The following is a 25,585-nucleotide window of genomic DNA, read 5'->3' as shown; positions in this document are numbered from 1 at the left end:
GCGCGAGGGCTCATTCTTCCGTCCCCTCGATCACCTGGTCGTCCGTCGCCGCCTTCAACTCCTCGTCGTAGTTCTTCGCCGCCTCCGCCACCGACGCGTCTCCCGTCGTCACGGACTCCATCGCTTCCTGGATGGCCGTGGAGACCTTCGGATACGCGGGGTACGCCGGGCGGTAATGCGTGCTGGACACCAGGTCGGTGAAGAACTTGATGCCGGGCTGGGCCTCCACGTAGGCGGGGTCGGCGGCCACGTCCTTGCGGACGGCGATCCCGGAATTGGCGATGTACCACTTCTGCGCGTTCGCCTTCGACTGCATCGTCTCGATGAACTCGAAGGCGAGGTCGGGATTACCGGCCTTGTCGGGAATGGCCCAGGTCCAGCCGCCGGACATGCTCACCTTGCCGGGGGACTGGCCGTTCTGCGTCGGCATATGGGCGAGGCCCAGCTTCTCCGACCACTCCGGCCATTCATGACCGCTGCCGGGCAACCAGTCCTGGGGGAGCCAGGAGCCGTCGAGGTTGATGCCCAGTTTCCCCTCGGGGAGGAGTTCGCCGCGTACTCGGGTGCTGATGTTGGGGTCGAGGGCGTCGGACACCTCCGGGCCCAGTTTCTCCTTGTAGACCGTCTCCACGAAGGCGAGGGCGTCCTTGAACCCCTGGGTTCCCGCCTTCCATTTCTTCGACTTCTCGTCGTACAGGGGGTCGGTCGCGCCGGCCGCGGTCGCGCCCTCCGTGCCGTAGAGGAGCATTTCGAAGCCCTGCATGGTCGCGGCCTCGCCTGCCGGTTTCCCCGTGTAGACGTTCAGTGGGATGACATCGGGCACCTTGGCCTTGATCGTGCGGGCGGCGGTGAGAAGGTCGGCCCAGCTCTTCGGCTGCCAGTCCGACGGCAGGCCCGCCTTCTCGAAGATGGCTTTGTCGAACCACAGACCGCGCGTGTCCGTGCCGTCCGGAATGCCGTACGTCTTTCCGTCCTCGGCCTTCGCCGCCGTCTTGGCCGTGTCGATGAACTGGTCCCAGTCCTTCCAGTCGGCCAGGTAATCGTCCAGGGGCTTCAGATAGCCGCTCGTGATGTCCGAGTTGATGAGGAACGTGTCCTCGTAGACCAAGTCCGGTGCCGTCTTCGGTGAGCGCAGCATCTGCTGCACCTTGGTGTAGTACTCCGAGTCCGGGGCCTTGATCGGGACCAGTTTCACCTTCTTGCCCGGATTCGCCTTCTCGAACTGCTTCTTGACGTCGGCGAGGAAGGTGTCCATCACGCGGACCTGGTTGTCCGTGGACTGTTTGTAGGAGACCTCCACCGTGTCCGGGTCGCTGCCGGAGCCGCTGCCGCAGGCGGCGAGCGCGCCCGGCGCGGTGACCGCCAGGGCGGCGGTGAGGAGGAGGCGGAGGGGGGATCGGCGGGAGCTGGGTGCGGTGGGGCGCACGGGCACGACCTCCTGCTGGCTACGTCGCTGTGGCCTTGGGTGGTGCCCGGTGACGGTAAGGGGAGTGGTCTAGTCAGGTCAATGAGTCTGCACCGCTTCCCCTTAAGGTGCTTGAGCAGAGGCTTCGTTGGCGCCGGGTAGGGGGCAAGGGTGTCGGAACGGGACGACGTCACCGTCGGGCAGTTGCTGCTCGTCGAGTACCAGACCGTCAAGGACGAGCAGAAGACGCGGATCGGGTTCCGGGACAACCTGCTCTACGTCACCCTCACCGTGCTCGCCGCCGTCATCGCCGCCTCGGCGCAGGCGAAACAGCCGGCGATGCTGCTCGCGCTGCCGCCCGTGTGTGTCGTGCTGGGATGGACCTACCTCGTCAACGACGAGAAGATCTCCGCGATCGGGGCGTACGTGCGGGACGATCTCGGACCGCGGCTCGCCCAGCTCGCCGGTGCGGAGAAGGTTTTCGACTGGGAAGTCGCGCATCGGGCCGATGCGCGCAGGCGGTCCCGCAAGGCCATCCAGTGCGGGATCGATCTGCTGGCCTTCTGCGTCGTCCCGCTCGCCGGGCTGCTGGTGTACTGGGTGAGCGGGAGGACCAGCCCCGGACTCGTCGCGCTCTCGGCCGCCGAGGCCCTCACGATCCTCGGGCTCGGTGCACAGGTCGTCGTCTACGCCGCACCGTTCCGGGCGCCGAACCCCTCCGGCTGACCCTGTCGGTCGGCTGGCGTCGCTGGTTGGTTGGTCCTGTCGGCAGGCTGGTCCTGCCTGTCGGCCGGTTCCGCCTGTAGGCCGGTCTTGCCTGTTGGCTGGTTCCGCCTGTAGGCCGGTCTTGCCTGTTGGCTGGTTCCGCCTGTCGTCCGGTCTCGCCTGTCGGCTGGTCCTGTCGGTCGGCTGGTCTGGCCCGTCGGCCGGCCCCCGCCCGTCGGCCCGCCCCGGCCTGTCGGCCGCCGCCCTCGCCCCTGGGCCGGCCCCGCCGCCCCCTACTGCCCCTTCACCCACCGATACTGCAACTCCGGCCGCCCCACCTGCCCGTACTGCGGACTCCGCGCCGCCCGGCCCGCGTCCACCAGGTGCTCCAGATAGCGCCGGGCCGTGATCCGTGAGATGCCGACCGCCTCGGCGACGCCCGCCGCCGTCAGGCCCTCGCCCGCGTCCCGCAGGGCCACCGTCACCCGTTCCAGCGTCGGGGCGCTGAGCCCCTTCGGCAGTGCCGCCGGGCCCGGCGCCCGCAGGGTCGCCAACGCCCGGTCCACCTCGTCCTGGCCGCTCGCCTCGCCCGCCGCCGCGTGGAACTCGGCGTACCGCACCAGCCGGTCCCGCAACGTCGCGAACGTGAACGGCTTCAGGACGTACTGCACCACGCCCAGCGAGACGCCCTCCCGGACCACCGTCAGGTCCCTCGCCGACGTCACCGCTATCACGTCCGCGTGGTAGCCGGCCGCGCGGAGGGAACGCGCCAGTTGCAGGCCGTGCACGTCCGGCAGGTGGAGGTCCAGCAGCAGCAGGTCCACCGGCGTACGGTCCAGCGCGCGCCGCGCCTCCGCGCCCGTGTGGGCCTTGCCCACCGCCGTGAAGCCGGGGACGCGGCCGACGTACATCATGTGCGCGTCGGCGGCCACGGGGTCGTCCTCGACGACCAGCACTCTGATGGGGTCGGACCCGGCCTTCGTCATGCGTCGTCGCCTCCAGCCACAGTGGCCCGAGGGGCCTGGACAGCATGTGCGGTCGGTGCAGCCTGTACAGCTTGCCCCGTCCTGTTCGTACCGCTCCTGCCCAGCGGCAGTCGTACCTCGAACTCCGCCCCGCCCCCGGCCGCCTCCGACACGGTCAGCGTGCCCTCGTGCCGGCGCGCCGTCTGCCGTACGAGGGCCAGACCGAGGCCGCGGCCGCCGGGTCCGGCGGGCTTCGTCGAGAAGCCGCGTTCGAAGACGGCCTCCGCGAGGGCCGGGTCCACGCCCGCCCCCGTGTCCGACACCCTCAGCACCAGCACGGGATCGTCCAACGGCCCGCCCGCCCCGATGTCCCCGGGCGCGCCCGTCTCGTCCGTGTACGCCGTCACCGTAACCCTCGCCCCCACCGACCCCTGCGCCGCGTCCACCGCGTTGTCGATCAGGTTGCCCAGGACCGTGACCAGGTCACGGGCCGGGAGGGACTCCGGGAGGAGGCCGTCGTCGATGCGGCTGTCCTCGGAGACCACCAGTTCGACGCCCCGTTCGTTCGCCTGGGCGGCCTTGCCCAGCAGCAGGGCGGCGAGCACCGGTTCACTGACCGCCGCCACGACCTGGTCCGTCAGCGCCTGCGCCAGCTCCAGTTCCGCCGTCGCGAAGTCGATCGCCTCGTCCGAGCGGCCCAGCTCGATGAGCGAGACGACCGTGTGGAGGCGGTTGGCGGCCTCGTGCGCCTGGGAACGCAGCGCCTGGGTGAAGCCCCGCTCGGAGTCCAGCTCGCCCGTGAGGGACTGGAGTTCGGTCACGTCGCGCAGGGTGACCACCGCGCCCCTGCGCTGGCCGCCCGACACCGGAGAGGTGTTCACGACCAGCACCCGTTCGGCGGTCAGGAGCACTTCGTCCACCCGGGGCTCCGAGGAGAGCAGGGCGCCCGTCAGAGGGGCGGGCAGCCCCAGCTCCGCCACCGAACGGCCGACCACGTCGTCCGTCACCCCCAGCAGCTCCCGCGCCCCGTCGTTGATGAGGGCCACCCGGTACTGGCCGTCGAGCATCAGCAGGCCCTCGCGCACGGCGTGCAGGGCGGCCTGGTGGTAGTCGTGCATGTTGCTCAGCTCGGCGGCGTTCATGTTGTGGGTGTGGCGGCGCAGCCGGGCGTTGACGATGTAGGTGCCGATGCCGCCGAGGGCGAGGGCGCCGACGGCCACTCCGACCAGGGCCGTGAGCTGGTCCTCGACGCGGTCGCTGATCGCCTGGACCCGGATGCCGGCGCTGACCAGGCCGATGACCTCGCCGTCCTCCATGATCGGGGTGACCGCGCGCACCGACGGGCCGAGGGTGCCGGTGTAGGTCTCGGTGAAGGACTCGCCGTTCTGCGCCTTCTCGATGTGGCCGAGGAAGTGCTCCCCTATCCGGTCGCGGTCGGGGTGCGTCCAACGGATGCCGTCACGGGTCATGATCGTGACGAAGTCGACGCCGGCGTGCCGCTGCACCTCCGTGGCGTACGGCTGGAGCCGCTCGGTCGGATCGGACGTGTGGATCGCCGCCCGGACCGACGGGGAGTCGGCCACCGTGGCCGCCACGGCCAGGGCCTGACGACGCCCCGCCTCCTCCGCCTGGGAGCGGTCGCTGATGTACGTGAACAGCGCGTATCCGGCCACGACGGCCGCGATCAGCACCGCCTGCACGGCGAAGAGCTGACCGGCCAGGCTGCGGGGACGGAGGCGGGGAGGGACGCGCATGGCAACAGTCTGCATCCACGGGTTGGCGTGAACTAAATGAACGGAAGGGTGACCGCCCTCACAGGGAGGGAGATAGTCACTGCATCGACCCGTCCAGCACATGGACACCGACAGGGAGTACGACTCCCGCCCCGGGACCCCACAACCCGAGCCGCCGGGAGCCCGTCCCCCACCCCCGGGAGACATCTCTCCCACCATCGGGAGCCCGTCTCCCCGCCCCGGGAGCCCCCAGCTCCCACCGGAGGCCTCGGCCTCCGGCCCCGGAAGCCCGCCGGCTTCCACCGCCGGGAGCCCCGGCTCCCACACCCCCCGGGAGCCCTGCTCCCACCGCCGGCAGTCCCCCAGCTACCGGCTCCGGGAGCCCGCCGGCTCCCGACCCCGGGAGCCGGTCTCCCACCCGGGAACCCGCCGGTTCCCACCAGGGAGACCGTCTCCCGCATTCCCCCGGACGTGAGCCGCACGCCGGAACAGCGAGCCGACGACGTCGTCGACGAGGAGGGCAGCCGTGGCCAGCACCACCCATACGGCACCTACCGCACCCGCCAAGCGGGACCGCACCCACTACCTGTACATCGCCGTGATCGTGGCTGTGGCCCTCGGCATCGCCGTGGGTCTCATCGCCCCCGACTTCGCCGTCGAGCTGAAGCCCATCGGTACCGGCTTCGTGAACCTGATCAAGATGATGATCTCGCCGATCATCTTCTGCACGATCGTGCTGGGCATCGGCTCCGTACGGAAGGCCGCGAAGGTCGGCGCCGTGGGCGGTATCGCCCTGGTCTACTTCCTGATCATGTCGCTGGTGGCCCTCGCCATCGGTCTGGTCGTCGGCAACATCGTCGAGCCCGGCACGGGTCTCGCGGTCACCGACGCGATCAAGGAGACCGGTCAGGCACAGGTCTCGGCCGAGGCGAAGGACACCACCGAGTTCCTGCTCGGCATCATCCCGACCACGATCGTCTCCGCGTTCACCGGCGGCGAGGTCCTCCAGACCCTGCTCGTCGCCCTCCTCGCGGGCTTCGCGCTCCAGGCCATGGGCGACGCCGGCCAGCCGATCCTGCGCGGTATCGAGCACATCCAGCGCCTGGTCTTCCGCATCCTCGCGATGGTGATGTGGGTCGCCCCGATCGGTGCCTTCGGTGCCATCGCGGCCGTGACCGGTTCCGCGGGCCTCGACGCCCTCAAGAGCCTCGCCGTGCTGATGATCGGCTTCTACGTCACCTGCTTCCTCTTCGTCTTCATCGTCCTCGGCGCGCTGCTGAAGATCGTCGCGGGGCTGAACATCTTCACGCTCTTCAAGTACCTGGGCCGTGAGTTCCTGCTGATCCTGTCCACCTCCTCCTCCGAGTCCGCGCTGCCGCGGCTCATCGCGAAGATGGAGCACCTGGGTGTCAGCAAGCCCGTCGTCGGCATCACCGTCCCGACCGGCTACTCCTTCAACCTCGACGGCACCATGATCTACATGACCATGGCGTCCCTGTTCATCGCCGACGCCATGGGCACGCCGATGGCCGTCGGTGAGCAGATCGCGCTGCTGCTCTTCCTCCTGGTCGCCTCCAAGGGCGCGGCGGGTGTCACCGGCGCCGGTCTCGCGACCCTCGCGGGTGGTCTGCAGTCGCACAAGCCGGCCCTGGTGGACGGCATCGGCCTCATCGTCGGCATCGACCGCTTCATGAGCGAGGCCCGCGCCCTGACGAACTTCGCGGGCAACGCGGTCGCCACGGTCCTCATCGGTACCTGGACCAAGGAGATCGACAAGGAGCGGGTGAACCAGGTCCTCGCCGGGCAGGCGCCGTTCGACGAGGCGACGCTGCTGGACGACGGTCACGGGTCCGCCCCGGCGGCTGCCGCCGCCGAGCCGGAGGGCGAGAAGGAACTCGCCAAGGCCTGAGGCTCCGCCTCCACGACTCCGTACGGCCGGGTCCTCCCCCCGTAGACCCGGCCGTACGGAAACCAACTGAAGAGTCCCAGAACCCCGAGTGGCCAGGTCCTCCCCCTATAGACCTGGTCACTCGGTTTTTTCGCGTCTCGATCCGCCCCCGCCGACGGGGCTTCTCGCGCATTCCTCGCGTCCCGGACGGGGCGCGTTGGCCTTGACGTCGGCGTCAAGGAATACCGTCCTCGTATGCGCATCGGGGAGCTGGCGGCACGGGCCGGGACGACGACACGGGCGTTGCGGTACTACGAGGCGCGGGGGCTGTTGCCCGCGCGGCGGGCGGGGAACGGGTACCGGACGTACGACGAGGCGGATCTGAGGCTGCTGCGGCAGATCCGGACCTTGCAGGACTTCGGGTTCGACCTGGAGGAGACACGGCCCTTCGTGGAGTGCCTGCGGGCGGGCCATCCGGAGGGCGACTCGTGCCCGGCGTCGCTGGCGGTGTACCGGCGGAAGCTGGACGAACTCGACGCGCTGATCGGCGAGTTGGCGGCGGTGCGGGCGTCGGTCGGCGAGCAGCTGGCGCGGGCCGAGCGGGCGCGGCAGCGGCTGGCGGACGAGGCGGGGGTTCCGGGCGGTCCGGAGCCGGAGTGTGAACTGGGAGCGGGAGGCGGGGAGCTGTGATCAGAGCGGCTGGTGTGGCCGAGGTGACAGACGCGGACTTCGAGGCGGAGGTGATCGGGGCCGCGTTGCCGGTGTTGGTGGAGTTCACCGCCGACTGGTGTCCGCCGTGCCGGCAGATGGGGCCGGTGCTGAGCGCGCTCGCGGCGGAGGAGGGCGAGCGGCTGAAGGTGGTGCAGCTGGACGTGGACACCAATCCGGAGACCACCCGCGCGTACCGGGTGCTCTCGATGCCGACGTTCATGGTGTTCAAGGGCGGTGAGCCGCTGAAGGCCATGGTCGGCGCGCGGCCGAAGCGGCGGCTGCTGGCGGAACTGGACGACGTGCTCTGACGGACGACGGCTCCGACCTCAGGGACGAGAAAAGCCCCCGAGCAATTGTGCTCGGGGGCTTTTTCTGCGTATATTGAATGGTTCGCGACTTCAAAAGGATGGGTCGCAAAGAAGTTCAGTGAGCAGAGTATATCCGGGCGGGAGTGGAATTGTCAAACACCGGCTTTTCGCATGATTCACACGATGAATTGCGGCGCGAGCAGGAATTCATCGACGGGCTGTATGCCCGCGTGGACGCCCTGCGCGGTGAGACCGAGGGGTCCGTCACGGACGCGCTCGCCCAGGGCAACACGCCCATGCAGGCCCGTCTGGAGCGGGACATCCTGGTCGCCGAGCGCTCGGGACTGCTGGCCGCGCTGAACGCCGTCGACGGCTCGCTCTGCTTCGGCCGGCTCGACCTCGCCGACGGGGCCGTCCACCACATCGGCCGCATCGGGCTGCGCGAGGACGACGCCGAGCGGACCCCGATCCTCATCGACTGGCGCGCCGACGTCGCCCGACCCTTCTACCTCGCCACCGGCCACACCCCGATGGGGCTGCGCCGCCGCCGGCACCTCACCACCGAGGGCCGCCGGGTCACCGCCCTGCACGACGAGATCCTCGACCTCGGCGACGCGACCCGTACCGGGTACGAGGACCCGACCGGCGACGCCGTCCTGCTGGCCGCCCTCAACTCCGCCCGCACCGGGCGCATGGGCGACATCGTGCAGACCATCCAGGCCGAGCAGGACCGCGTCATCCGCGCCCCGCACCAGGGGGTGATGGTCGTGGAGGGCGGCCCCGGCACGGGCAAGACCGCCGTCGCCCTGCACCGGGCCGCCTACCTCCTCTACGAGCAGCGGGACCTGCTCGCCAAGCGCGCCGTCCTCGTCGTCGGGCCCAACCCGGCCTTCCTCGGCTACATCGGCGAGGTGCTGCCGTCGCTGGGCGAGACGGGGGTGCTGCTGGCCACGGTCGGCGAACTGTTCCCCGGCGTACGGGCCACCGCCACCGACACCCCGGCGGCCGCCCGGGTGAAGGGGAGCGCCGTCATGGCCGACGTCCTCGCGGCCGTCGTGCGGGACCGGCAGTCGCTGCCCGACCCCGTGATCGCCATCGAGCACGACCGGGAGATCCTCATGCTCGACGACGACCTCGTACGGGTCGCCCGCGAGCGCACCCGCGAGGCGAAACTCCCGCACAACGCGGCCCGCGAGTACTTCGAGGGCTACATCCTCAACACCCTCACCGAGATGGTCGCCGAACGCATCGGCACCGACCCGTACGACGGCAGCAACCTCCTCGACGCCAGTGACATCACCCAGATCCGCGACGAGTTGGCCGAGAACCCCGAGGTCTGGTCCGCCATCGGCCAGTTGTGGCCCCGGATCACCCCGCGCCGGCTGATCGCCGACTTCCTGGCCGAGCCGGACGCGTATCTGCCGAAGGAGGACGCCGACGCCGTACGCCGTCCGGTCACGCGCGCGTGGACGGTCGCCGACGTGCCGCTGCTCGACGAGGCCGCGGAACTGCTCGGGGAGGACGACCGGCCGGCGCGGGCCCGTGCCGAGCGCGAGCGGGAGACCCAGATCGCCTACGCGCAGGGCGTGCTGGAGGTGTCCTACGCGTCCCGGACCTACGAGTTCGAGGACAAGGAGGACAGCGACCCCGACGGCTCGGAGGTGCTGTCCGCCCACGACATCATCGACGCCGAACGGTTCGCCGAGCGGCACGAGGAGGACGACCACCGCAGCGCGGCCGAGCGGGCGGCGGCCGACCGCACCTGGGCGTTCGGGCACATCATCGTCGACGAGGCGCAGGAGCTGTCGCCGATGGCCTGGCGTCTGCTGATGCGCCGCTCGCCGACCCGCTCCATGACGCTGGTCGGCGACCCGGCCCAGACGGCCGAGGCCGCGGGCGTCGGCTCCTGGGCCGACATCCTCGCCCCGTACGTCCAGGACCGCTGGGAGCACACCCGGCTGGGCGTCAACTACCGCACCCCCGCCGAGATCATGGCGGTCGCGGCCGGTGTCGTCCGCGCCGAGCGGCCGGACTTCGAACCGCCGAGCTCCGTACGGTCCACCGGCGTACGGCCCTGGGCGCGCCGCGCGGCGACGAGGGAACTGCCCGCCGCGGTGGCCGGGGTGGTCGCCGAACTCACCCCCGCCGAGGGCCGCCTCGCGGTGATCGCGCCGCGCGAGCTGCACCGGGCGCTGGCGGCCCGGCTGGACGGCGTCACGGCGGGCGCGGAGCCCGACCTGACCCGCACCGTCGTCCTCCTCGACCCCCGGCAGGCCAAGGGCCTGGAGTTCGACTCCGTGCTCGTCGTCGAGCCGGGGCGCTTCGGCACGAGCGATCTGTACGTCGCCCTGACGCGAGCGACGCAGACGCTCGGTGTCGTGCACGCCGAGGAACTGCCGAAGGCGCTGGAGGAGTTGCCGGCCCTGGCTTGAAGTGGGCCGGGGTGGCCGACTGCCGGGTGCCCGGCAGCCGGCACCCCCGCCACCGTCACCACAGGTGCATCAGGGATCACCAACCTGTAACGGTTGGCGTCATCGTCACTGCTCGTACACGCTTCATGCGGTATGCGTGTCGGCATGGAAACACATCCGTTCGCGGCCGCACCGACCGGCGGCCCCGGCCTGGAATCGCTCCCCGTGGAGCCGTTGCTGACCTCGGAGTTCGACGGGGACCCGGGCAGCGTCTACGAGCGACTGCGGAGTACGTACGGCCCCGTGGCACCCGTGGGGCTGATGGGGGTGCCGGCGTGGCTGGTTCTCGACTACCGCGAGGTGCTGGAGGTCCTGCGCAACGAGAGCGTGTGGCGGCGCGACGTACGGCACTGGCGGGCGCGGGCGGAGGGGCGGCTGCCCCAGGACTGGCCCCTGCTCGCCGGGTACGAGGTCCGGCAGACCATGTTCTTCGACGACGAGGAGCACCGCCACGCACGGCTGAGCTACCACTCGGCGATGCGGCCCTTCCAGGACGGGCACTCGCCCGAGGGCTGGGAGCTGCGGGCGGCCGTCGCGCACTACGCCGACGAACTGATCGCCATGCTCGCCGCCGAGTCGGGGACCACCGGGTTCGCCGACCTCGCGGCGCAGTACACCCGGCCGCTGCTGCTCATGGTGACGACCAAGCTCTTCGGGTGTCCCGTCGAACTCGGCGACGAGATGGTCATGGACCTGTGGCGGATGCTGGACGGCGGACCGGACGCGGGGCCGGCGACCGGGCGGGCGCTGGGGGCTATGACACGGCTCGCCGCGCATCGGCGGTCCCGCCCCGGGGAGGACCTCACCTCCTACATGCTGCTGGCCGACCCGTCGTTGAGCGACGAGCAGTTGGGCCGTGAGCTGTTCATGAACGCGGTCTATCTCAACGACATCACCGGCAACATGGTCTGCAACACGCTGCTGGAGGTGCTGCGGGGGAACGCGACCGTGCGGCGGAGCCTGTCGAACGGGCAGCTCGGGGAGACCGTGAACCGGGCCGCGCTGGCGAATCCGCCGACGGCCAATCTGTGCTTCCGCTTCGCGGCGCGTGACGTGCGGCTCGGGAACTTCCTGATCCGGGCCGGGGACATCGTGTCGCCGTCCGTCGCCGCCGCGCATCAGGATCTGCTGAAGATCGGGTCCTCGCACCTCGTCGACTCAGCCGTCAGTACGCGGGCGCATCTGGCGTGGGGGGCGGGGCCGCATCAGTGTCCCAGCGCCGCACGGGAGCTGGCGGGGACGATCGTCACGACCGCGGTGGGGCGGATCTTCGAGCACTTCGGCCGGGCGGAGCTGACTCTGCCGCCGGATCAGTTGCCGTGGCGGTCGGGGCCTGTGGTGCGGGGGTTGAAGCTGCTGCCGGTGCGTTACGAACTCGCCGGGCACAGTTCGGTGCGTGGGGTGGGGGAGCGGTGGGTGGACGGGGCGGGAGCGTCGGCTGCGTCGGCCGAGGCGGGGGTCGCGGGTGTTGAGCCGGGGGTGCGGCAAGAGGAGAGCAGTGGGTTGTTGGGGTTGCTGCGGCGGATGATGTCGGGCAGGAGGAGAAGCGGCTGACGCGTTGTCGGGTGCGGGTCCGGTGGGGCTTCTCGCGCAGTTCCCCGCGCCCCTGAGAAGCAGGGGCTGCGCGACCAGCCCTCACCGGACCCGCACCCGACAGCACACCCGGTCAGGCCGGGCGGAGCCAGAGGGTGGTCAAGGGCGGGAGGGTCACCCGGATGCTGGCGGGCTGGGCGTGCCAGGGGTGGGGCTCCGGCTTCACCGGGTGGGCCGTGGTCAGATCCGTCCCCCCATAGACACCGGCGTCCGTGTTGAGCACCTCACGCCACGCAGGGACGTCCTCGGGGACACCCAGACGGTAGTCCTGCCGCACCACCGGCGAGAAGTTGGAGACCGCCAGCAGCGGACTGCCGTCCTCGGCGAACCGCAGGAACGCGAGGACGTTGTCGTCCGCCGAGTCCCCCGTGATCCACGAGAACCCCGCCGGCCGGGTGTCCTGCTCCCAGAGGGCGGGAGTGCGGCGGTACACCGTGTTGAGGTCACGGACGAGGTCCCGTACCCCCCGGTGGTCCGCCTCCGCGCCGTACGCCGGATCGAGCAGCCACCAGTCCGGCCCGTGCGCCTCCGACCACTCCGCGCCCTGCGCGAACTCCTGCCCCATGAAGAGCAGTTGCTTGCCCGGATGGGCCCACATGAAGCCGAGGTAGGCGCGGTGGTTGGCGCGCTGCTGCCACCAGTCGCCCGGCATCTTCGACACCAGTGAGCCCTTGCCGTGCACGACCTCGTCGTGCGAGATGGGCAGGACGTAGTTCTCGCTGTACGCGTACACCATCGAGAAGGTCATCTCGTGGTGGTGGTGCTTGCGATGGACGGGGTCCTTGGCCATGTAGTCCAGCGAGTCGTGCATCCAGCCCATGTTCCACTTCAGGCCGAAGCCGAGCCCTCCGAAGCCGCCCGGACCGGTGTGGTGGGTGGCGCGCGTGACCCCGTCCCAGGCCGTGGACTCCTCCGCGATCGTCACGACGCCCGGCACCCGCCGGTACACGGTGGCGTTCATCTCCTGGAGGAAGGCGACCGCGTCCAGGTTCTCCCGGCCGCCGTGCTCGTTCGGTGTCCACTGGCCCGGCTCGCGCGAGTAGTCGAGGTACAGCATCGACGCGACGGCATCCACCCGCAGCCCGTCGATGTGGTACTCCTCGCACCAGTGGACGGCGTTGGCCACCAGGAAGTTGCGCACCTCGCGGCGCCCGTAGTCGAACTCCAGCGTGCCCCAGTCGGGGTGCGACGCCCGCGCCGGGTCCGCGTGCTCGTACAGCGGGCGCCCGTCGAACTCCGCCAACGCCCAGTCGTCACGCGGGAAGTGGGCCGGCACCCAGTCCATCAGCACCCCGATCCCCGCCCGGTGCAGGGCGTCGACCAGGTACTTGAAGTCGTCCGGGGTGCCGAGGCGGGCGGTCGGGGCGTAGAACCCGGTGACCTGGTAGCCCCAGGATCCACCGAAGGGATGCTCGGCGACCGGCAGCAGCTCGACGTGCGTGAAGCCGAGGTCGGAGACGTACGCCGGCAGTTGCTCCGCGAGTTGTCGGTAGGTCAGTCCCGGTCGCCAGGACGGCAGATGGACCTCGTAGACCGAGAACGGCGCCTCGTGCGCGGGGGTCTCGGCCCGACTCGCCAGCCACTCCTCGTCGCCCCACTCGTAGTGCGAGGCGTGCACGACGGACGACGTGGCGGGCGGGACCTCCGTGCGGCGGGCCAGTGGGTCGGCCCGGAGCGTCCGCGAGCCGTCCGGCCGGGTGATCTCGAACTTGTACAGCTCACCCTCGCCGATCCCGGGCACGAACAGCTCCCACACGCCCGAGGAGCCCAGCGAACGCATCGGGAAGCCCGTGCCGTCCCAGAAGTTGAAGGTCCCGGCCACGCGTACGCCGCGCGCGTTCGGGGCCCACACCGTGAAGCGGGTGCCGGTGACGCCCTGGTGGGTCATCGGCTCGGCGCCGAGCGCACGCCACAGCTGCTCGTGCCGCCCCTCACCGATGAGATACAGGTCCAGCTCACCGATCGCGGGCAGGAAGCGGTACGCGTCCTCGGTCTCCTGCTCCGTCCCCTCGTACGACACCAGCAGCCGGTACGCCCCCGGAACCTCCCGCAGCGGCAGCAGCGCCGAGAAGAAGCCGCCCCCGTCGTCGTGCAGCTCCGCCCGCAGTGACCCCACCACCACGCTCACCCCGAGCGCGTACGGCCGGAACGCCCGGAACACCACACCACCGGGTGCGGGATGGGCCCCGAGCACGGCATGCGGCTCATGATGCGTACCGGCCAACAACCGCTCCCGGTCACCGCCGTCCATCGCGGGGGAGAAGGCCGGCTCGGCGAGGGGGGACTCGGGGGCTTGGGTGCCGGCCGGTGCGGCGACCGTGGTTTCGTCGAGCACCGGCTCGGCCGTGGCCTGCTTGGGGACCACGGGGTCGGGGCCGGCCGGCTCGGAGGTGGCCTGGTGGGGGACGGTCGCTCCGGGGGGCGTGGTGGACGATCCGGCCAGCACCGACACGGCCGCGGACGGCTCGGACACGGCCGACTCGGGCGCTGCCACGGCCCTTTTCGCGGAGGCCTTCCTGGCGACGGTCTTCTTGGTGGTGGCCGTCTTGGCTACCGCCGATTCGGCCACCGCCTTCTTGGCGACGGGCTGCACGGCGACCGCCGTCTTCGCGACCGCTTTCTTGGGGGCGGCCTTCTTGGCGGCCGCCTTCTTCGCGATGGTCTTCTGGGCGGTGGCCTTCTTCGCGGCGGCCTTCTTGGCTACGGCCTTCTTGGCTACGGCCTTCTCGGCGACACCGTCGGCGGTCACGGCTCCTGCGGTGACATCATCGGCGGAGGCACCAACGGTGACGACCTTCCCGGCCGTGGTCTTCCCGGCCGTGGTGTCCTTGGCCGCGGTCCTCTTCCCGACCGCCTTCTTCGCCACGGTCTTCTTCGCGGCCGGGACCTTTTTCGCCGCGGCCTTCTTCGCCGCCGCCTTCTTGGCGACGGCGTGCGTTGTGGGGGCCTTCTCCGCCGCCGTGCCCGCGCTCTGCGCCGTCTTTCTCGGCGCGGCCTCGCCACCACCCCCGGTGGCCGTCCGCGTGGCTGCCGGTGCGCCCGAGGCCGCCTCGGCGGCGACAGCTCCGGTCGTACTCTTCGCCGCCGTCTTCCTCGTCGCTGTCTTCTTCGCCGTCGCCTTCTTGGCGACCGTCTCCTTCGCTGCCGTTGCCTTCTTCGCTGCCGTCTTCTTCTTCGTCGTCGTGGCCGTCTTCTTCGCGGCGGTCTTCTTCACCGGAGCCGGTACCTCGGCCCCGGCGTCGGGGGGCTGCGTGCTGTCGTCGGACGGCGGGCGGGGAGTCACAGGGACGGTCTCCTCGGGAGGGGTGGTGTCAGGGGGTGATGTCGGTGCAGGGGTCCGTGGCCAGGCGGTGGACGGCGGCCAGGGGGACGGGGAGCCAGTCGGGGCGGTGGCGGGCCTCGTACAGGACCTCGTACACGGCCTTGTCGGTCTCGTACGCGCGCAGCAGCACGGGATCGGTCCGCGGATCGACCCCCGCCACCTCCGCGTACCCGGAGCAGTACGCGGCCCGGCAGGTGGTCGCCCAGTCCGTGGCCGGGGGCTGGAGGGAGTGCGCGGCGTAGTCGAAGGAGCGGAGCATGCCGGCGATGTCACGGGCGACGGGCTGCGGCATCCGCCGCTCGGCCAGCGGCTTCGACGGCTCGCCCTCGAAATCTATGAGCGACCACTCCCCGGACGGAGAACGCAGACACTGCCCCAGGTGCAGGTCACCGTGGATGCGCTGGGCCGTCCAGGTGCGCCCCTCGGCCGCCAGGTCGGCCAGCGCCTCGAACGCCGTGTGCAGACCGGGCGCGTACGGCCGCAGCGCGGGCACGGACTGCGCCGCCGCCTCCAGGCGCTCGGTCATCCCCTCGACCAGCGACTGCAGTTGGGGCCGGCCCAGGGTGACCGTGGGCAGGGCGCGCGTCAGCGCCGTGTGCACCTCGGCGGTCGCCCGCCCCAGCGCCCGTGCCTCGGCGGTGAAGTCCTCGCCCTTGGTCAGCATGCTCAGCGCCAGTTCCCAGCCGTCCGCCGCGCCGTGCAGGAACGGTTGCAGGACGCCCAGGACGTGATGGCCGTCGGGGTCGCCCGCGCGGCCCAGGTCCGCCACCATCCAGGCCACCGGCGCCGGTACCCGGGGGCAGCCCTCGCGGGACAGGGTGAGCGGCAGTTCGAGGTCGGGGTTGTCGCCGGGCACGACCCGGCGGAAGAGCTTCAGGATGAACGTATCGCCGTAGACGAGGGACGAGTTGGACTGCTCGGCGGTGGCCAGACGCGGCACCAGGCCCTCGGGGATGTCATGGCGCGTGTCCCGCCCGCAGCGCAGCTCACCGACGCGAGCCTGGGTCCGCAGCGCCTCCAGGAGGACGTCGGCGAGACGGGGGTCGTGCAGCCCCTCGTACACCGTCCGCCCGGCCAGCGGCCCCTCCGCCACATGCCCGATCAGCGCGGGTGCCAGCCGGGGCGGCAGCGCCTCGCGTACGCCGAGCAGCAGTTGGTAGCAGTCGCCGGGGTGCGTCGCGGCCCCCTGGGACGGCACCAGCGGCTGATGGGCGCGGACGAGGAGATGCAGCAGACCGGCCTTGGAACCGCCGGCCCCCTGTGACCCGCCGGCCGTGGAGGAGCCCACCGGCAGCAGTTCCGTGGCCGCCACCAGGCTGAACCCGGTGACCGGTCGCCCTTTCCCCGCGAACCAGCGCTGTCGCGGCAGCCACTCGCGCAGCAGGGGCTCCAGCGAGGTGAGCAGCCCGGCTGTCGGTTCCGTGGCGGGTGGTGGTGCAGGACTTGTCGCGGTGGAGTGCGAAGCGGCTTCCGACATGGAATCGCGTCCTTTCCCCGGGGGCGGGGTGTTCCTGTCTGCGTGCCCCGGGCGGGCCGGGGGAAACCGGCCCGCCCGGAGTTCCGGTCGGGCTTACACGGCGTCCTTCCGTAGGCGGAACCAGTAGAAGCCGTGGCCCGCGAGGGTGAGGAGGTAGGGCAGTTCACCGATGGCGGGGAAGCGGACTCCGCCGATGAGTTCGACGGGGTGGCGTCCCTCGTAGGCACGCAGATCGAGTTCCGTGGGCTGCGCGAAACGGGAGAAGTTGTTCACGCACAGCACCAGGTCGTCCTTGTGTTCGCGCAGGTAGGCGAGGACGGACGGGTTGGACGAGGGCAGCTCGGTGTAGGTGCCGAGGCCGAACGCCGGGTTCTGCTTGCGGATCTCGATCATCCGGCGGGTCCAGTGCAGCAGCGACGCCGGCGACGACATCGACGCCTCGACGTTGGTGACCTGGTAGCCGTAGACCGGGTCCATGATCGTCGGGAGTGACAGCCGTCCCGGATCGCAGGAGGAGAAGCCGGCGTTGCGGTCCGGGGTCCACTGCATGGGGGTGCGGACGGCGTCGCGGTCGCCGAGCCAGATGTTGTCGCCCATGCCGATCTCGTCGCCGTAGTAGAGGATCGGCGAGCCCGGCAGGGACAGCAGCAGGGCGGTGAACAGTTCGATCTGGTTGCGGTCGTTGTCCAGGAGCGGGGCGAGCCGCCGGCGGATGCCGATGTTGGCGCGCATGCGCGGGTCCTTGGCGTACTCCGCGTACATGTAGTCGCGTTCTTCGTCGGTGACCATTTCGAGGGTCAGCTCGTCGTGGTTCCGCAGGAAGATGCCCCACTGGCAGTTCGAGGGGATGGCCGGGGTCTTGGCGAGGATTTCCGAGACGGGATAGCGCGATTCCCGCCGGACCGCCATGAAGATCCTCGGCATGACCGGGAAGTGGAACGCCATGTGGCATTCGTCGCCGCCGCTGGGGAAGTCGCCGAAGTAGTCGACGACGTCCTCCGGCCACTGGTTCGCCTCGGCCAGCAGCACCGTGTCGGGGTAGTGCGCGTCGATCTCCTTCCGCACCCGCTTGAGGAAGTCATGGGTTGCGGGAAGGTTTTCGCAGTTGGTGCCCTCCTGCTGGTACAGGTACGGCACCGCGTCGAGGCGGAAGCCGTCGATGCCCAGGTCCAGCCAGAACCGCAGCGCCGAGATCATCTCCTCCTGCACGGCCGGGTTCTCGTAGTTGAGATCGGGCTGGTGGGAGAAGAAACGGTGCCAGAAGTACTGTTTGCGGACGGGGTCGAAGGTCCAGTTGGAGGCTTCGGTGTCGACGAAGATGATGCGGGCGCCGGGGAACTGTTTGTCGTCGTCGGCCCAGACGTAGTAGTCGCCGTAGGGTCCGTCGGGGTCCTTCCTCGATTCCTGGAACCACGGGTGCTGGTCGCTGGTGTGGTTCATGACGAAGTCGATGATGACGCGCATGCCGCGTTGGTGGGCGGCGTCGACGAATTCCACGAAGTCGGCGAGGTCGCCGAATTCGGGGAGGACGGCGGTGTAGTCGGAGACGTCGTATCCGCCGTCGCGGAGGGGGGATTTGAAGAAGGGTGGCAGCCAGATGCAGTCGATGCCGAGCCACTGCAGGTAGTCGAGTTTGGCGGTCAGGCCCTTGAGGTCGCCGACGCCGTCGCCGTTGCTGTCCTGGAAGGAGCGGACGAGGACCTCGTAGAAGACGGCGCGTTTGAACCAGTCCGGGTCCCGGTCCTTCTGCGGCGTGTCCTCGAAGGTGTCCGGAACGGGCTCGTTGACGATCATTGTGTGGGTGACCCCCCGATCTGCGGGTTGGACGGTCGCAGGACGGTCAGTACGTGGGCGGGTGTGCGGCCCGGTTCCAGACGTACGTAGTTGTTCCTGCCCCAGGTGTAGACCTCGCCGGTGAGCTCGTCGCGCACCAGCACGGACTCATGCCAGTCCAGGCCGAGTCGCGGCATGTCCAACGAGACCGTGGCCTCCTGGGTGTGGTGGGGGTCGAGGTTGACCACCACCAGAACCGTGTTCGAGCCCGCGCGCTTCGAGTAGATGATCACCGCTTCCTGGTCGGCGTGGTGGAAGTGCAGATCCCGCAACTGACGCAGCGCCGGGCTCCGACGCCTGATCTCGTTGAGCTTGCCGAGCAGTGGGGCGATGGTACGTCCGTCGCGTTCTGCCGCGTCCCAGTCGCGGGGGCGGAGTTGGTATTTCTCGGAGTCGAGGTATTCCTCGCTGCCGGGTTTGAGGGGGGTGTTCTCGCACAGTTCGTAGCCGGAGTAGACGCCCCAGGTGGGGGAGAGGGTGGCGGCGAGGACGGCGCGGAGTTCGAAGGCGGGGCGGCCGCCTTCCTGGAGGAAGGCGTGGAGGATGTCGGGGGTGTTGACGAAGAAGTTGGGGCGCATGTAGGCGGCGGCTTCGCCGGCGAGTTCGGTGGCGTAGTCGGTGAGTTCGGCTTTGGTGTTGCGCCAGGTGAAGTAGGTGTAGGACTGCTGGAAGCCGGTGGCGGCCAGGGTGTGCATCATCGCGGGGCGGGTGAAGGCCTCGGCGAGGAAGATGACGTCGGGGTCGGTGGCGTTGATCCGGGCGATGACCTGTTCCCAGAAGACGACCGGTTTGGTGTGGGGGTTGTCGACGCGGAAGATGCGCACGCCGTGGTCCATCCAGTGGCGCAGGATCCGGCAGGTCTCGGTGATGAGGCCGGGCATGTCGGCGTCGAAGGCGATGGGGTAGATGTCCTGGTACTTCTTGGGCGGGTTCTCGGCGTAGGCGATGGTGCCGTCGGGGCGGTGGTGGAACCACTCGGGGTGCTTGTCCACCCAGGGGTGGTCGGGCGAGCACTGCAGGGCGAAGTCGAGGGCGATCTCCATGCCCAGGGCGCGTGCTTCGGCGACGAAGTGGTCGAAGTCGTCGAGGGTGCCCAGGTCCGGGTGGACGGTGTCGTGGCCGCCCTCGGGGGAGCCGATCGCCCAGGGCACGCCGACGTCGTCGGGGGTGGGGGAGAGGGTGTTGTTGCGGCCCTTGCGGTAGGTGGTGCCGATGGGGTGGATGGGGGGCAGGTAGACGACGTCGAAGCCCATGGCGGCGATGGCCGGGAGGCGTCGGGCGGCGGTGCGGAAGGTTCCGTGGGGCTGCTCGGGGGTGCCCTCGGAACGGGGGAAGAACTCGTACCAGGAGCCGAACAGCGCCCGCTCGCGCTCCACCAGCAGGGGCAACGGCTCGGAGGACGTGACCAGTTCCCGCAGGGGATGACGCGTGAGGACCTCGTCCACCTCCGGCGCCAACGCCGCCGCCAGACGGGCCGAGGCGGGCCGTGCGGTGTCCCGGAGCGCTGCTACGGCGGCGAGCAGGGTGCCTCGTCCGCTCTCGCCCTCGGGCACCCCGGCGGCGGCGCGCTCGTGGAGACCGGCGCCCTCCTCCAGCACCAGTTCGGTGTCGATGCCGGCCGGGACCTTGATGCGGGCGTGGTGGCGCCAGGTGGTGACCGGGTCGCCCCAGCCTTCCACGGCGTACGACCAGACGCCCTCGCTCGGAACGGAGACGGTGGCGCCCAGGCGGTCGGTGCCGGGGGCGAGTTCGCGCATCGGGGTCCACCCGGCCGGGCGGCCCTCCGGGTCCCGGAGCACGACATTGGCGGCGACCGCGTCGTGGCCCTCCCGGATGACGACGGCCGAGACCTCGAAGGCCTCGCCCACGACGGCCTTCGCCGGTCGGCGGCCGTGGTGGACGGTCGGCCGCACATCGAGGACCGGTATCCGTCCGATGGTGGGAGCGCCCGGGGTCGCCGGGGGTGTCGGGGGCGCCGAGGAGGGCGCGGGCGGGCCGGTGTGCGCCCGGCGTGCGGGGCGTGCGGCGGTGCTGTCGGGTGGGGCGGGGGTGGTACTGGTCGTCGGGGGTGCTGACGAGTGGTGCGTGGCGGGCATGACCGCTCCTGTCCGCGTCAACGTGGGTGGGCGGATGAGGGTGTGGGGAGGTGGGGCCAGCGGGACGTACCGGTGGAGCCTTCCCACACAGTGCGGGTGGGCATTCCGGCACTTTGTTAACTACTCACGCGTATGTCTACACACAAGACCGGCCTCGTCCGAAGGGGTCGAGGCCGGTCACTGTAGTCGCTCTCGGTAAAGAGCCGTTCACCTGTGGTGTTACGGGCTCCTACAGGTTGTCGACGAGGAGAAGCCTGTTCGGGGAGCCCGGATATCTGTCCTTGACCTTGCCCGAAACCGCACCCTCCACCAACGCCTTGGCCACCTCCGCCGGAGCGGCCCGTGGCCGGTCGGCCAGATACAGGGCCGCCGCGCCCGCGGCGTGCGGCGAGGCCATCGACGTACCGGAGTGGGTCGCCTTCGCGGTGTCGCCCCGGTGGGAGGCCGAGGTGATGGACCTCCCGGGCGCGAACAGGTCCAGGCTCGGGCCCCAGTTCGAGAAGTCGGCGCGGACGTCCTCACGGTCGGTGGCGCCGACCGTGATCGCCTGCTTGACGCGGGCGGGTGAGTAGAGGCCCGCGGCGCGTCCGTCGTTGCCCGCGGCCACCGTGTAGGTGACCCCGGAGGCTATGGAGTTGCGTACGGCCGCGTCGAGTTGCGCGTTGCCCGGGCCGCCGAGGCTCATGTTGGCCACGGCCGGTTTCCTCGCGTGCGCGGTGACCCAGTCGATACCCGCGATGACCTGGGCGGTCGTCCCCCCGCCCGCGTCGTCGAGCACGCGTACGGCGACGACCTTCGCCTTCTTGGCGACCCCGTACGCGGTGCCGGCGACGGTCCCCGCGACATGGGTGCCGTGGCCGTTGCCGTCCTGGGCCGTCCGGTCGTTCTGTACGAAGTCCCAGCCGTTGCTCGCCCGTCCGCCGAAGTCCTTGTGGGTGATCCGTACGCCGGTGTCGATCACGTACACGGTGACGCCCCTGCCCGCCGACCTCGGCCAGGTGTAGCTCTTGTCGAGCGGCAGGTTCGGCTGGTCGACGCGGTCCAGCCCCCATGAGGGCGGGTCGGCCCGACGGCCGTCGTACGTGACCTTCGTGTCCTGGACGACCGACGCCACGCGGGAGTCCGCCGCGAGCCGCCTGGCCTGTTTCTCACCGACCGTCACGGAGTAGCCGTTCAGGGCGGTGCTGTACATATGGCGTATTTTCGCCCCGTACTTCGACGCTATGCCCCTTCCCTCTGTCGACGGGGCCTTCGTTCCCGGTTTGAGGGTGACGATGTAACTGCCGTTGACGGAACCGGGATCACCGGCGCCGTGGACGAACCCCTCCGGTGCGGCGTGCGCGGGCAGACTGATGGCCGAAAGCACCGCGGCCGTCATCACCGCCGTGAACCCGCCCGCCCGGCGCGCACGCCCGTTTCTCGCCTCTGCCGGCTGGTGCATGTCTGAGAACCCCCTCCTCGACCCAGCGCTCCCACACCGGGGTTCACCGGAAGCCTCTCGTGCGGTGTGAAGCGCCACAAGGCCGCGCAGAGGGGTGGAATCAGCCAATATCGCCCGTGGGGTACATGTGAAGGTTGCTGCGGGGTTGCGGCGAATTCAGGACTGAACGGGCCGGAGCGGACTGCCCCGCCGGGAGGCCGGGGTACGGATGCGCCGTAATTGCATACGGAGGGACGCGCCGTAGTTGCCACGGCCCCCGCGCCGCTACCGTCGGGGGTGACGAACGGCGCACAGCGGAGTGCGTCCCCCGGCCCGTACGTCCTGGCGCGAAGGTGGAATCCTCTGTGAAGGCCATCCGCAGATTCACCGTCCGACCCGTCCTGCCCGAAGCCCTCCACCCGCTCAGCGAACTGGCGCGCAATCTGCGCTGGTCCTGGCACCCGGAGACCCGTGACCTCTTCCAGTCGGTCGATCCCGAGTGCTGGGCCGCGTCCGGCGGCGATCCCGTACGGCTCCTCGGCTCCGTCTCCGTCCGGCGTCTGGCCGAACTCGCCGAGGACCGGCGCTTTCTGCGCCGGCTGACCGCCGCCGCCGACGACCTGCGCGACTACGTCACCGGCGACCGCTGGTACCAGGGGCAGGCGCAGAGTGCCGAACTCCCGGCCGCCATCGCCTACTTCTCGCCCGAGTTCGGCATCACGGCCGCGCTGCCGCAGTACTCCGGCGGCCTCGGCATCCTCGCCGGCGACCATCTGAAGGCGGCCAGCGACCTCGGTGTCCCGCTGATCGGCGTCGGCCTGCTCTATCGGCACGGCTACTTCCGCCAGTCCCTGTCCCGGGACGGCTGGCAGCAGGAGCACTATCCGGTGCTCGACCCGAACGAACTGCCCCTGGTCCCGCTCCAGGAGGCCGACGGCACCCAGGCGCAGGTCGGCCTGGCGCTCCCCGGCGGCCGTCGGCTGCACGCCCGGATCTGGGAGGCCCAGGTGGGCCGGGTGCCGCTGCTGCTGCTCGACTCGGACGTCGAGGAGAACGACCTCGGCGAACGCGGGGTGACCGACCGGCTCTACGGCGGCGGCAGCGAACACCGGCTCCTCCAGGAGATGCTGCTCGGCATAGGGGGTGTCCGGGCCGTCCGCACGTACTGCAGGCTCACCGGTCACGCCGGGCCCGAGGTCTTCCACACCAACGAGGGCCACGCCGGCTTCCTCGGCCTGGAACGCATCGCCGAGCTCGGCGACGAGGGGCTCGACTTCGACGCCGCCCTGGAGGCGGTCCGCTCCGGCACCGTCTTCACCACGCACACCCCCGTCCCGGCCGGCATCGACCGCTTCGACCGTGAACTGGTCGCCCGCCACTTCGGCCCGGACGCCGAACTCCCGCGCATCGACGTGGGACGCATCCTGGGGCTCGGCATGGAGACGTATCCGGGCGGCGACCCGAACGTCTTCAACATGGCCGTGATGGGGCTCCGGCTCGCCCAGCGCGCCAACGGGGTCTCGCTGCTGCACGGGCAGGTCAGCCGGGAGATGTTCTCCGGCCTGTGGCCGGGCTTCGACCCGGACGAGGTCCCCATCACCTCGGTGACGAACGGCGTGCACGCCCCGACCTGGGTGGCCCCGGAGGTCTTCCGGCTCGGCGCCCGGCAGATCGGCGCCGAACGGACCGAGGACGCCATGTCCGTCGGCGGCTCCGAGCGCTGGGACGCCGTCGGTGACATCTCCGACCAGGACATCTGGGACCTCCGCCGCGATCTGCGCGAACAACTGGTCGTCGAGGTAAGGGAACGCCTGTACGCCTCCTGGCGGCAGCGCGGTGCCGGCTCGGCGGAGTTGGGCTGGATCGATGGGGTCCTGGACCCGGACGTCCTCACGATCGGCTTCGCCCGCCGCGTCCCCTCGTACAAGCGTCTGACGCTGATGCTGCGCGACCAGGACCGTCTGATGGAGCTGCTGCTCCACCCGGAACGCCCGATCCAGATCGTGATCGCGGGCAAGGCGCACCCGGCGGACGACGGCGGAAAACGCCTGATCCAGGAGCTGGTGCGGTTCGCGGACGACCCGCGCGTCCGCCACCGGATCGTGTTCCTCCCCGACTACGGCATGGCGATGGCGCAGAAGCTGTATCCGGGGTGCGACGTGTGGCTGAACAATCCGCTGCGCCCGCTGGAGGCGTGCGGGACGAGCGGGATGAAGGCGGCGCTCAACGGCTGTCTCAATCTCTCCGTCCTGGACGGCTGGTGGGACGAATGGTTCCGGCCGGACTTCGGCTGGGCGATCCCGACGGCGGACGGGACGGCGACGGACGAGGACCAGGACCGCCGGGACGACGTGGAGGCGGCGGCGCTCTACGACCTGCTGGAAGGGCGGGTGGCCCCCCGCTTCTACGAGCGCGGCCAGGGCGGTCTGCCCGACCGCTGGATCGAGATGGTCCGCGAGACGCTCACGCATCTGGGGCCGAAGGTGCTGGCGGGCCGCATGGTGCGGGAGTACGTGGACCGCCTCTACGCCCCGGCCGCCCGCGCCCACCGCGCCCTGTCACCGGACGTGGCCCGCGAACTGTCCGAGTGGAAGGCGCGGGTGCGGGGCGCCTGGCACCGGGTGAGCGTGGACCATGTGGAGACCTCGGCGGCCCCGCTCAGTACGGCCGCCGAGCTGGGCGCGACCCTCGTGCTCCGGGTCCGGGTCGGCCTCGGCGACCTGGTCCCGGACGACGTCGAGGTCCAGGCCGTCTCCGGCCGGGTGGACGCCGAGGACCGCATCACGGACGCGACCTGCGTCCCGCTGAAGCCGGCGAGCGGCCCCGACGGTGAGGGCCGCTGGATCTACGAGGGCCCACTCTCCCTGGACCGCACGGGCTCCTTCGGCTACACGGTCCGCATCCTCCCGACCCACCGCCTCCTGGCCTCGTCCGCCGAACTGGGCCTGGTGGTGGTGCCTTCGGAGGAGTTGGGGGAGGGGGCGGGTGTGCTGATGCGCTGAGTCGAGCGGGCGGGGTGCGCGCGGCGCACCTCGCCCGCTGCGCGGCGGTGAAGCGACTGAGAACGTGTTCGCGCGGGCCGATGACCGCCAAGACCGGTCCTTCGCTCTCACCGCTCCCTCTCCGATCCTTCACGCATCGAGCGTGGGGCCATGCGGGCGCTGAGTCGCTAGACGTACTGCTCGGCGTATTCGGCGGTGGGAGCGATCGGCGTGATGATGTCGATCAGGACGCCGTTGGGGTCGGCGACGATGAAGTGCCGCTGCCCGAAGTCCTCGGTGCGCAGATCGAGGAGGGGCCGGAGCTTCTCGCGGGTGACCAGCCGGTGCCATTCCGCGTCCACGTCCTCGACTTCGAAGTTGAGCAGCAGACCCTGGGCGGGGGTGCGGTAGTCCTCCGGGAGCGTGGGATGGGTGTGGTCGAGGAGAGCGAGTTCGTAACCGACCTCCCCCGGGTGCCGCAGGCTGATGTACCAGTCCGCCTCGAAGGTCGTGCTGAACCCCAGCAGGCGCGTGTAGAAGTCGCGGGACTCTTTCAGCCGGGCCGTGCAGATCACCGGATACAAACTGGTCAGCCTCATCACGACAACTCCCTTTTCGCATACCGTCGGTATGTCGGTAAGCTATTGACGTACCGTCGGTATGTCAATGAGGTGGTG

16 protein-coding genes are annotated in these 25,585 nt (G+C 70.5%); 7 read left to right on the top strand and 9 right to left on the bottom strand.

The features are described 5' to 3' along the window. Positions 1-10: 10 nt before the first annotated feature. A complete protein-coding gene (locus tag K1J60_RS13735) occupies positions 11-1,426 on the bottom strand; it encodes an extracellular solute-binding protein (protein WP_220646474.1) in 1,416 nt (471 codons plus the stop codon). A 150-nt stretch (positions 1,427-1,576) separates the two neighbouring features. On the opposite strand from K1J60_RS13735, the gene K1J60_RS13730 reads away from it, so the two are divergent. Beyond that, positions 1,577-2,131, top strand: a complete 555-nt coding sequence (locus K1J60_RS13730) for a hypothetical protein (RefSeq protein WP_220646473.1) — start codon at positions 1,577-1,579, stop codon at positions 2,129-2,131. Positions 2,132-2,403: 272 nt separating this feature from the next. On the opposite strand, the gene K1J60_RS13725 is transcribed toward K1J60_RS13730, so the two are convergent. After that, the gene (locus K1J60_RS13725) at positions 2,404-3,096 is read right to left on the bottom strand and encodes a response regulator (protein ID WP_220646472.1); all 693 of its coding nucleotides are present in this window, start codon (positions 3,094-3,096) and stop codon (positions 2,404-2,406) included. Further along, positions 3,093-4,829, bottom strand: coding sequence for an ATP-binding protein (locus tag K1J60_RS13720; RefSeq protein ID WP_220646471.1), 1,737 nt, complete (start codon positions 4,827-4,829; stop codon positions 3,093-3,095). Before K1J60_RS13720 ends, K1J60_RS13725 begins: the two co-directional genes overlap by 4 nt. A gap of 505 nt (positions 4,830-5,334) precedes the next feature. Between K1J60_RS13720 and K1J60_RS13715 the strand changes: the two genes are divergently transcribed. The 5 genes from K1J60_RS13715 (at position 5,335) to K1J60_RS13695 (ending at position 11,740) form a co-directional block, all read left to right on the top strand. Next, on the top strand, positions 5,335-6,717 hold the full coding sequence (locus tag K1J60_RS13715; protein ID WP_220646470.1) for a cation:dicarboxylate symporter family transporter: 1,383 nt from the start codon (positions 5,335-5,337) through the stop codon (positions 6,715-6,717). Between the two features lie 234 nt (positions 6,718-6,951). Next, a complete protein-coding gene (locus K1J60_RS13710; protein ID WP_220646469.1) occupies positions 6,952-7,386 on the top strand; it encodes a MerR family transcriptional regulator in 435 nt (144 codons plus the stop codon). Beyond that, the gene (locus tag K1J60_RS13705; RefSeq protein WP_078937260.1) at positions 7,383-7,715 is read left to right on the top strand and encodes a thioredoxin family protein; all 333 of its coding nucleotides are present in this window, start codon (positions 7,383-7,385) and stop codon (positions 7,713-7,715) included. Before K1J60_RS13710 ends, K1J60_RS13705 begins: the two co-directional genes overlap by 4 nt. Before the next feature lie 188 nt (positions 7,716-7,903). Next, positions 7,904-10,147, top strand: coding sequence for a HelD family protein (locus K1J60_RS13700; RefSeq protein WP_220646468.1), 2,244 nt, complete (start codon positions 7,904-7,906; stop codon positions 10,145-10,147). A gap of 144 nt (positions 10,148-10,291) precedes the next feature. Further along, positions 10,292-11,740: a cytochrome P450 gene (locus K1J60_RS13695; RefSeq protein ID WP_259407714.1), complete on the top strand. Its 1,449-nt coding sequence runs from the start codon at positions 10,292-10,294 to the stop codon at positions 11,738-11,740. A 112-nt stretch (positions 11,741-11,852) separates the two neighbouring features. Here the strand turns inward: K1J60_RS13695 and glgB are convergent, their stop codons facing one another. From glgB to K1J60_RS13670, 5 genes are all read right to left on the bottom strand, one after another. After that, positions 11,853-15,062, bottom strand: a complete 3,210-nt coding sequence (gene glgB / locus K1J60_RS13690) for a 1,4-alpha-glucan branching enzyme (RefSeq protein ID WP_220646466.1) — start codon at positions 15,060-15,062, stop codon at positions 11,853-11,855. Positions 15,063-15,090: 28 nt separating this feature from the next. Then, on the bottom strand, positions 15,091-16,578 hold the full coding sequence (locus tag K1J60_RS13685) for a maltokinase N-terminal cap-like domain-containing protein (protein ID WP_220646465.1): 1,488 nt from the start codon (positions 16,576-16,578) through the stop codon (positions 15,091-15,093). 93 nt (positions 16,579-16,671) lie between these two features. Further along, positions 16,672-18,372: a maltose alpha-D-glucosyltransferase gene (gene treS, locus K1J60_RS13680; protein ID WP_220646464.1), complete on the bottom strand. Its 1,701-nt coding sequence runs from the start codon at positions 18,370-18,372 to the stop codon at positions 16,672-16,674. After that, on the bottom strand, positions 18,369-20,507 hold the full coding sequence (locus K1J60_RS13675) for an alpha-1,4-glucan--maltose-1-phosphate maltosyltransferase (RefSeq protein ID WP_259407713.1): 2,139 nt from the start codon (positions 20,505-20,507) through the stop codon (positions 18,369-18,371). Before K1J60_RS13675 ends, treS begins: the two co-directional genes overlap by 4 nt. 229 nt (positions 20,508-20,736) lie before the next feature. Next, positions 20,737-21,948 (bottom strand): S8 family peptidase, encoded by a 1,212-nt coding sequence (locus K1J60_RS13670; RefSeq protein ID WP_220646463.1) that lies wholly within the window; start codon positions 21,946-21,948, stop codon positions 20,737-20,739. Positions 21,949-22,292: 344 nt separating this feature from the next. Here K1J60_RS13670 and K1J60_RS13665 point away from each other — a divergent pair, with 344 nt between their 5' ends. Beyond that, the gene (locus K1J60_RS13665) at positions 22,293-24,929 is read left to right on the top strand and encodes a glycosyltransferase family 1 protein (protein ID WP_220646462.1); all 2,637 of its coding nucleotides are present in this window, start codon (positions 22,293-22,295) and stop codon (positions 24,927-24,929) included. A 167-nt stretch (positions 24,930-25,096) separates the two neighbouring features. Here the strand turns inward: K1J60_RS13665 and K1J60_RS13660 are convergent, their stop codons facing one another. Next, positions 25,097-25,507, bottom strand: a complete 411-nt coding sequence (locus K1J60_RS13660; RefSeq protein ID WP_220646461.1) for a VOC family protein — start codon at positions 25,505-25,507, stop codon at positions 25,097-25,099. Between the last annotated feature and the right edge of the window lie 78 nt (positions 25,508-25,585).

Source organism: Streptomyces akebiae (assembly GCF_019599145.1).
In the GTDB taxonomy this organism is placed as follows: Bacteria; Actinomycetota; Actinomycetes; order Streptomycetales; family Streptomycetaceae; genus Streptomyces; species Streptomyces akebiae.
The sequence above is the reverse complement of the archived record's forward strand: the minus strand, read 5'-3'. Positions and strand labels throughout refer to the sequence as shown.

What these genes read in the sequence shown, in the direction of transcription:
- K1J60_RS13710 (WP_220646469.1), top strand. Translation starts at nt 6,952, where the DNA reads ATGCGCATCGGGGAGCTGGCGGCACGGGCCGGGACGACGACACGGGCG.
- K1J60_RS13670 (WP_220646463.1), bottom strand. Translation starts at nt 21,948, where the DNA reads ATGCACCAGCCGGCAGAGGCGAGAAACGGGCGTGCGCGCCGGGCGGGC.
- K1J60_RS13725 (WP_220646472.1), bottom strand. Translation starts at nt 3,096, where the DNA reads ATGACGAAGGCCGGGTCCGACCCCATCAGAGTGCTGGTCGTCGAGGAC.
- K1J60_RS13720 (WP_220646471.1), bottom strand. Translation starts at nt 4,829, where the DNA reads ATGCGCGTCCCTCCCCGCCTCCGTCCCCGCAGCCTGGCCGGTCAGCTC.
- treS (WP_220646464.1), bottom strand. Translation starts at nt 18,372, where the DNA reads ATGATCGTCAACGAGCCCGTTCCGGACACCTTCGAGGACACGCCGCAG.
- K1J60_RS13685 (WP_220646465.1), bottom strand. Translation starts at nt 16,578, where the DNA reads ATGTCGGAAGCCGCTTCGCACTCCACCGCGACAAGTCCTGCACCACCA.
- K1J60_RS13695 (WP_259407714.1), top strand. Translation starts at nt 10,292, where the DNA reads ATGGAAACACATCCGTTCGCGGCCGCACCGACCGGCGGCCCCGGCCTG.
- K1J60_RS13660 (WP_220646461.1), bottom strand. Translation starts at nt 25,507, where the DNA reads ATGAGGCTGACCAGTTTGTATCCGGTGATCTGCACGGCCCGGCTGAAA.
- K1J60_RS13675 (WP_259407713.1), bottom strand. Translation starts at nt 20,507, where the DNA reads ATGCCCGCCACGCACCACTCGTCAGCACCCCCGACGACCAGTACCACC.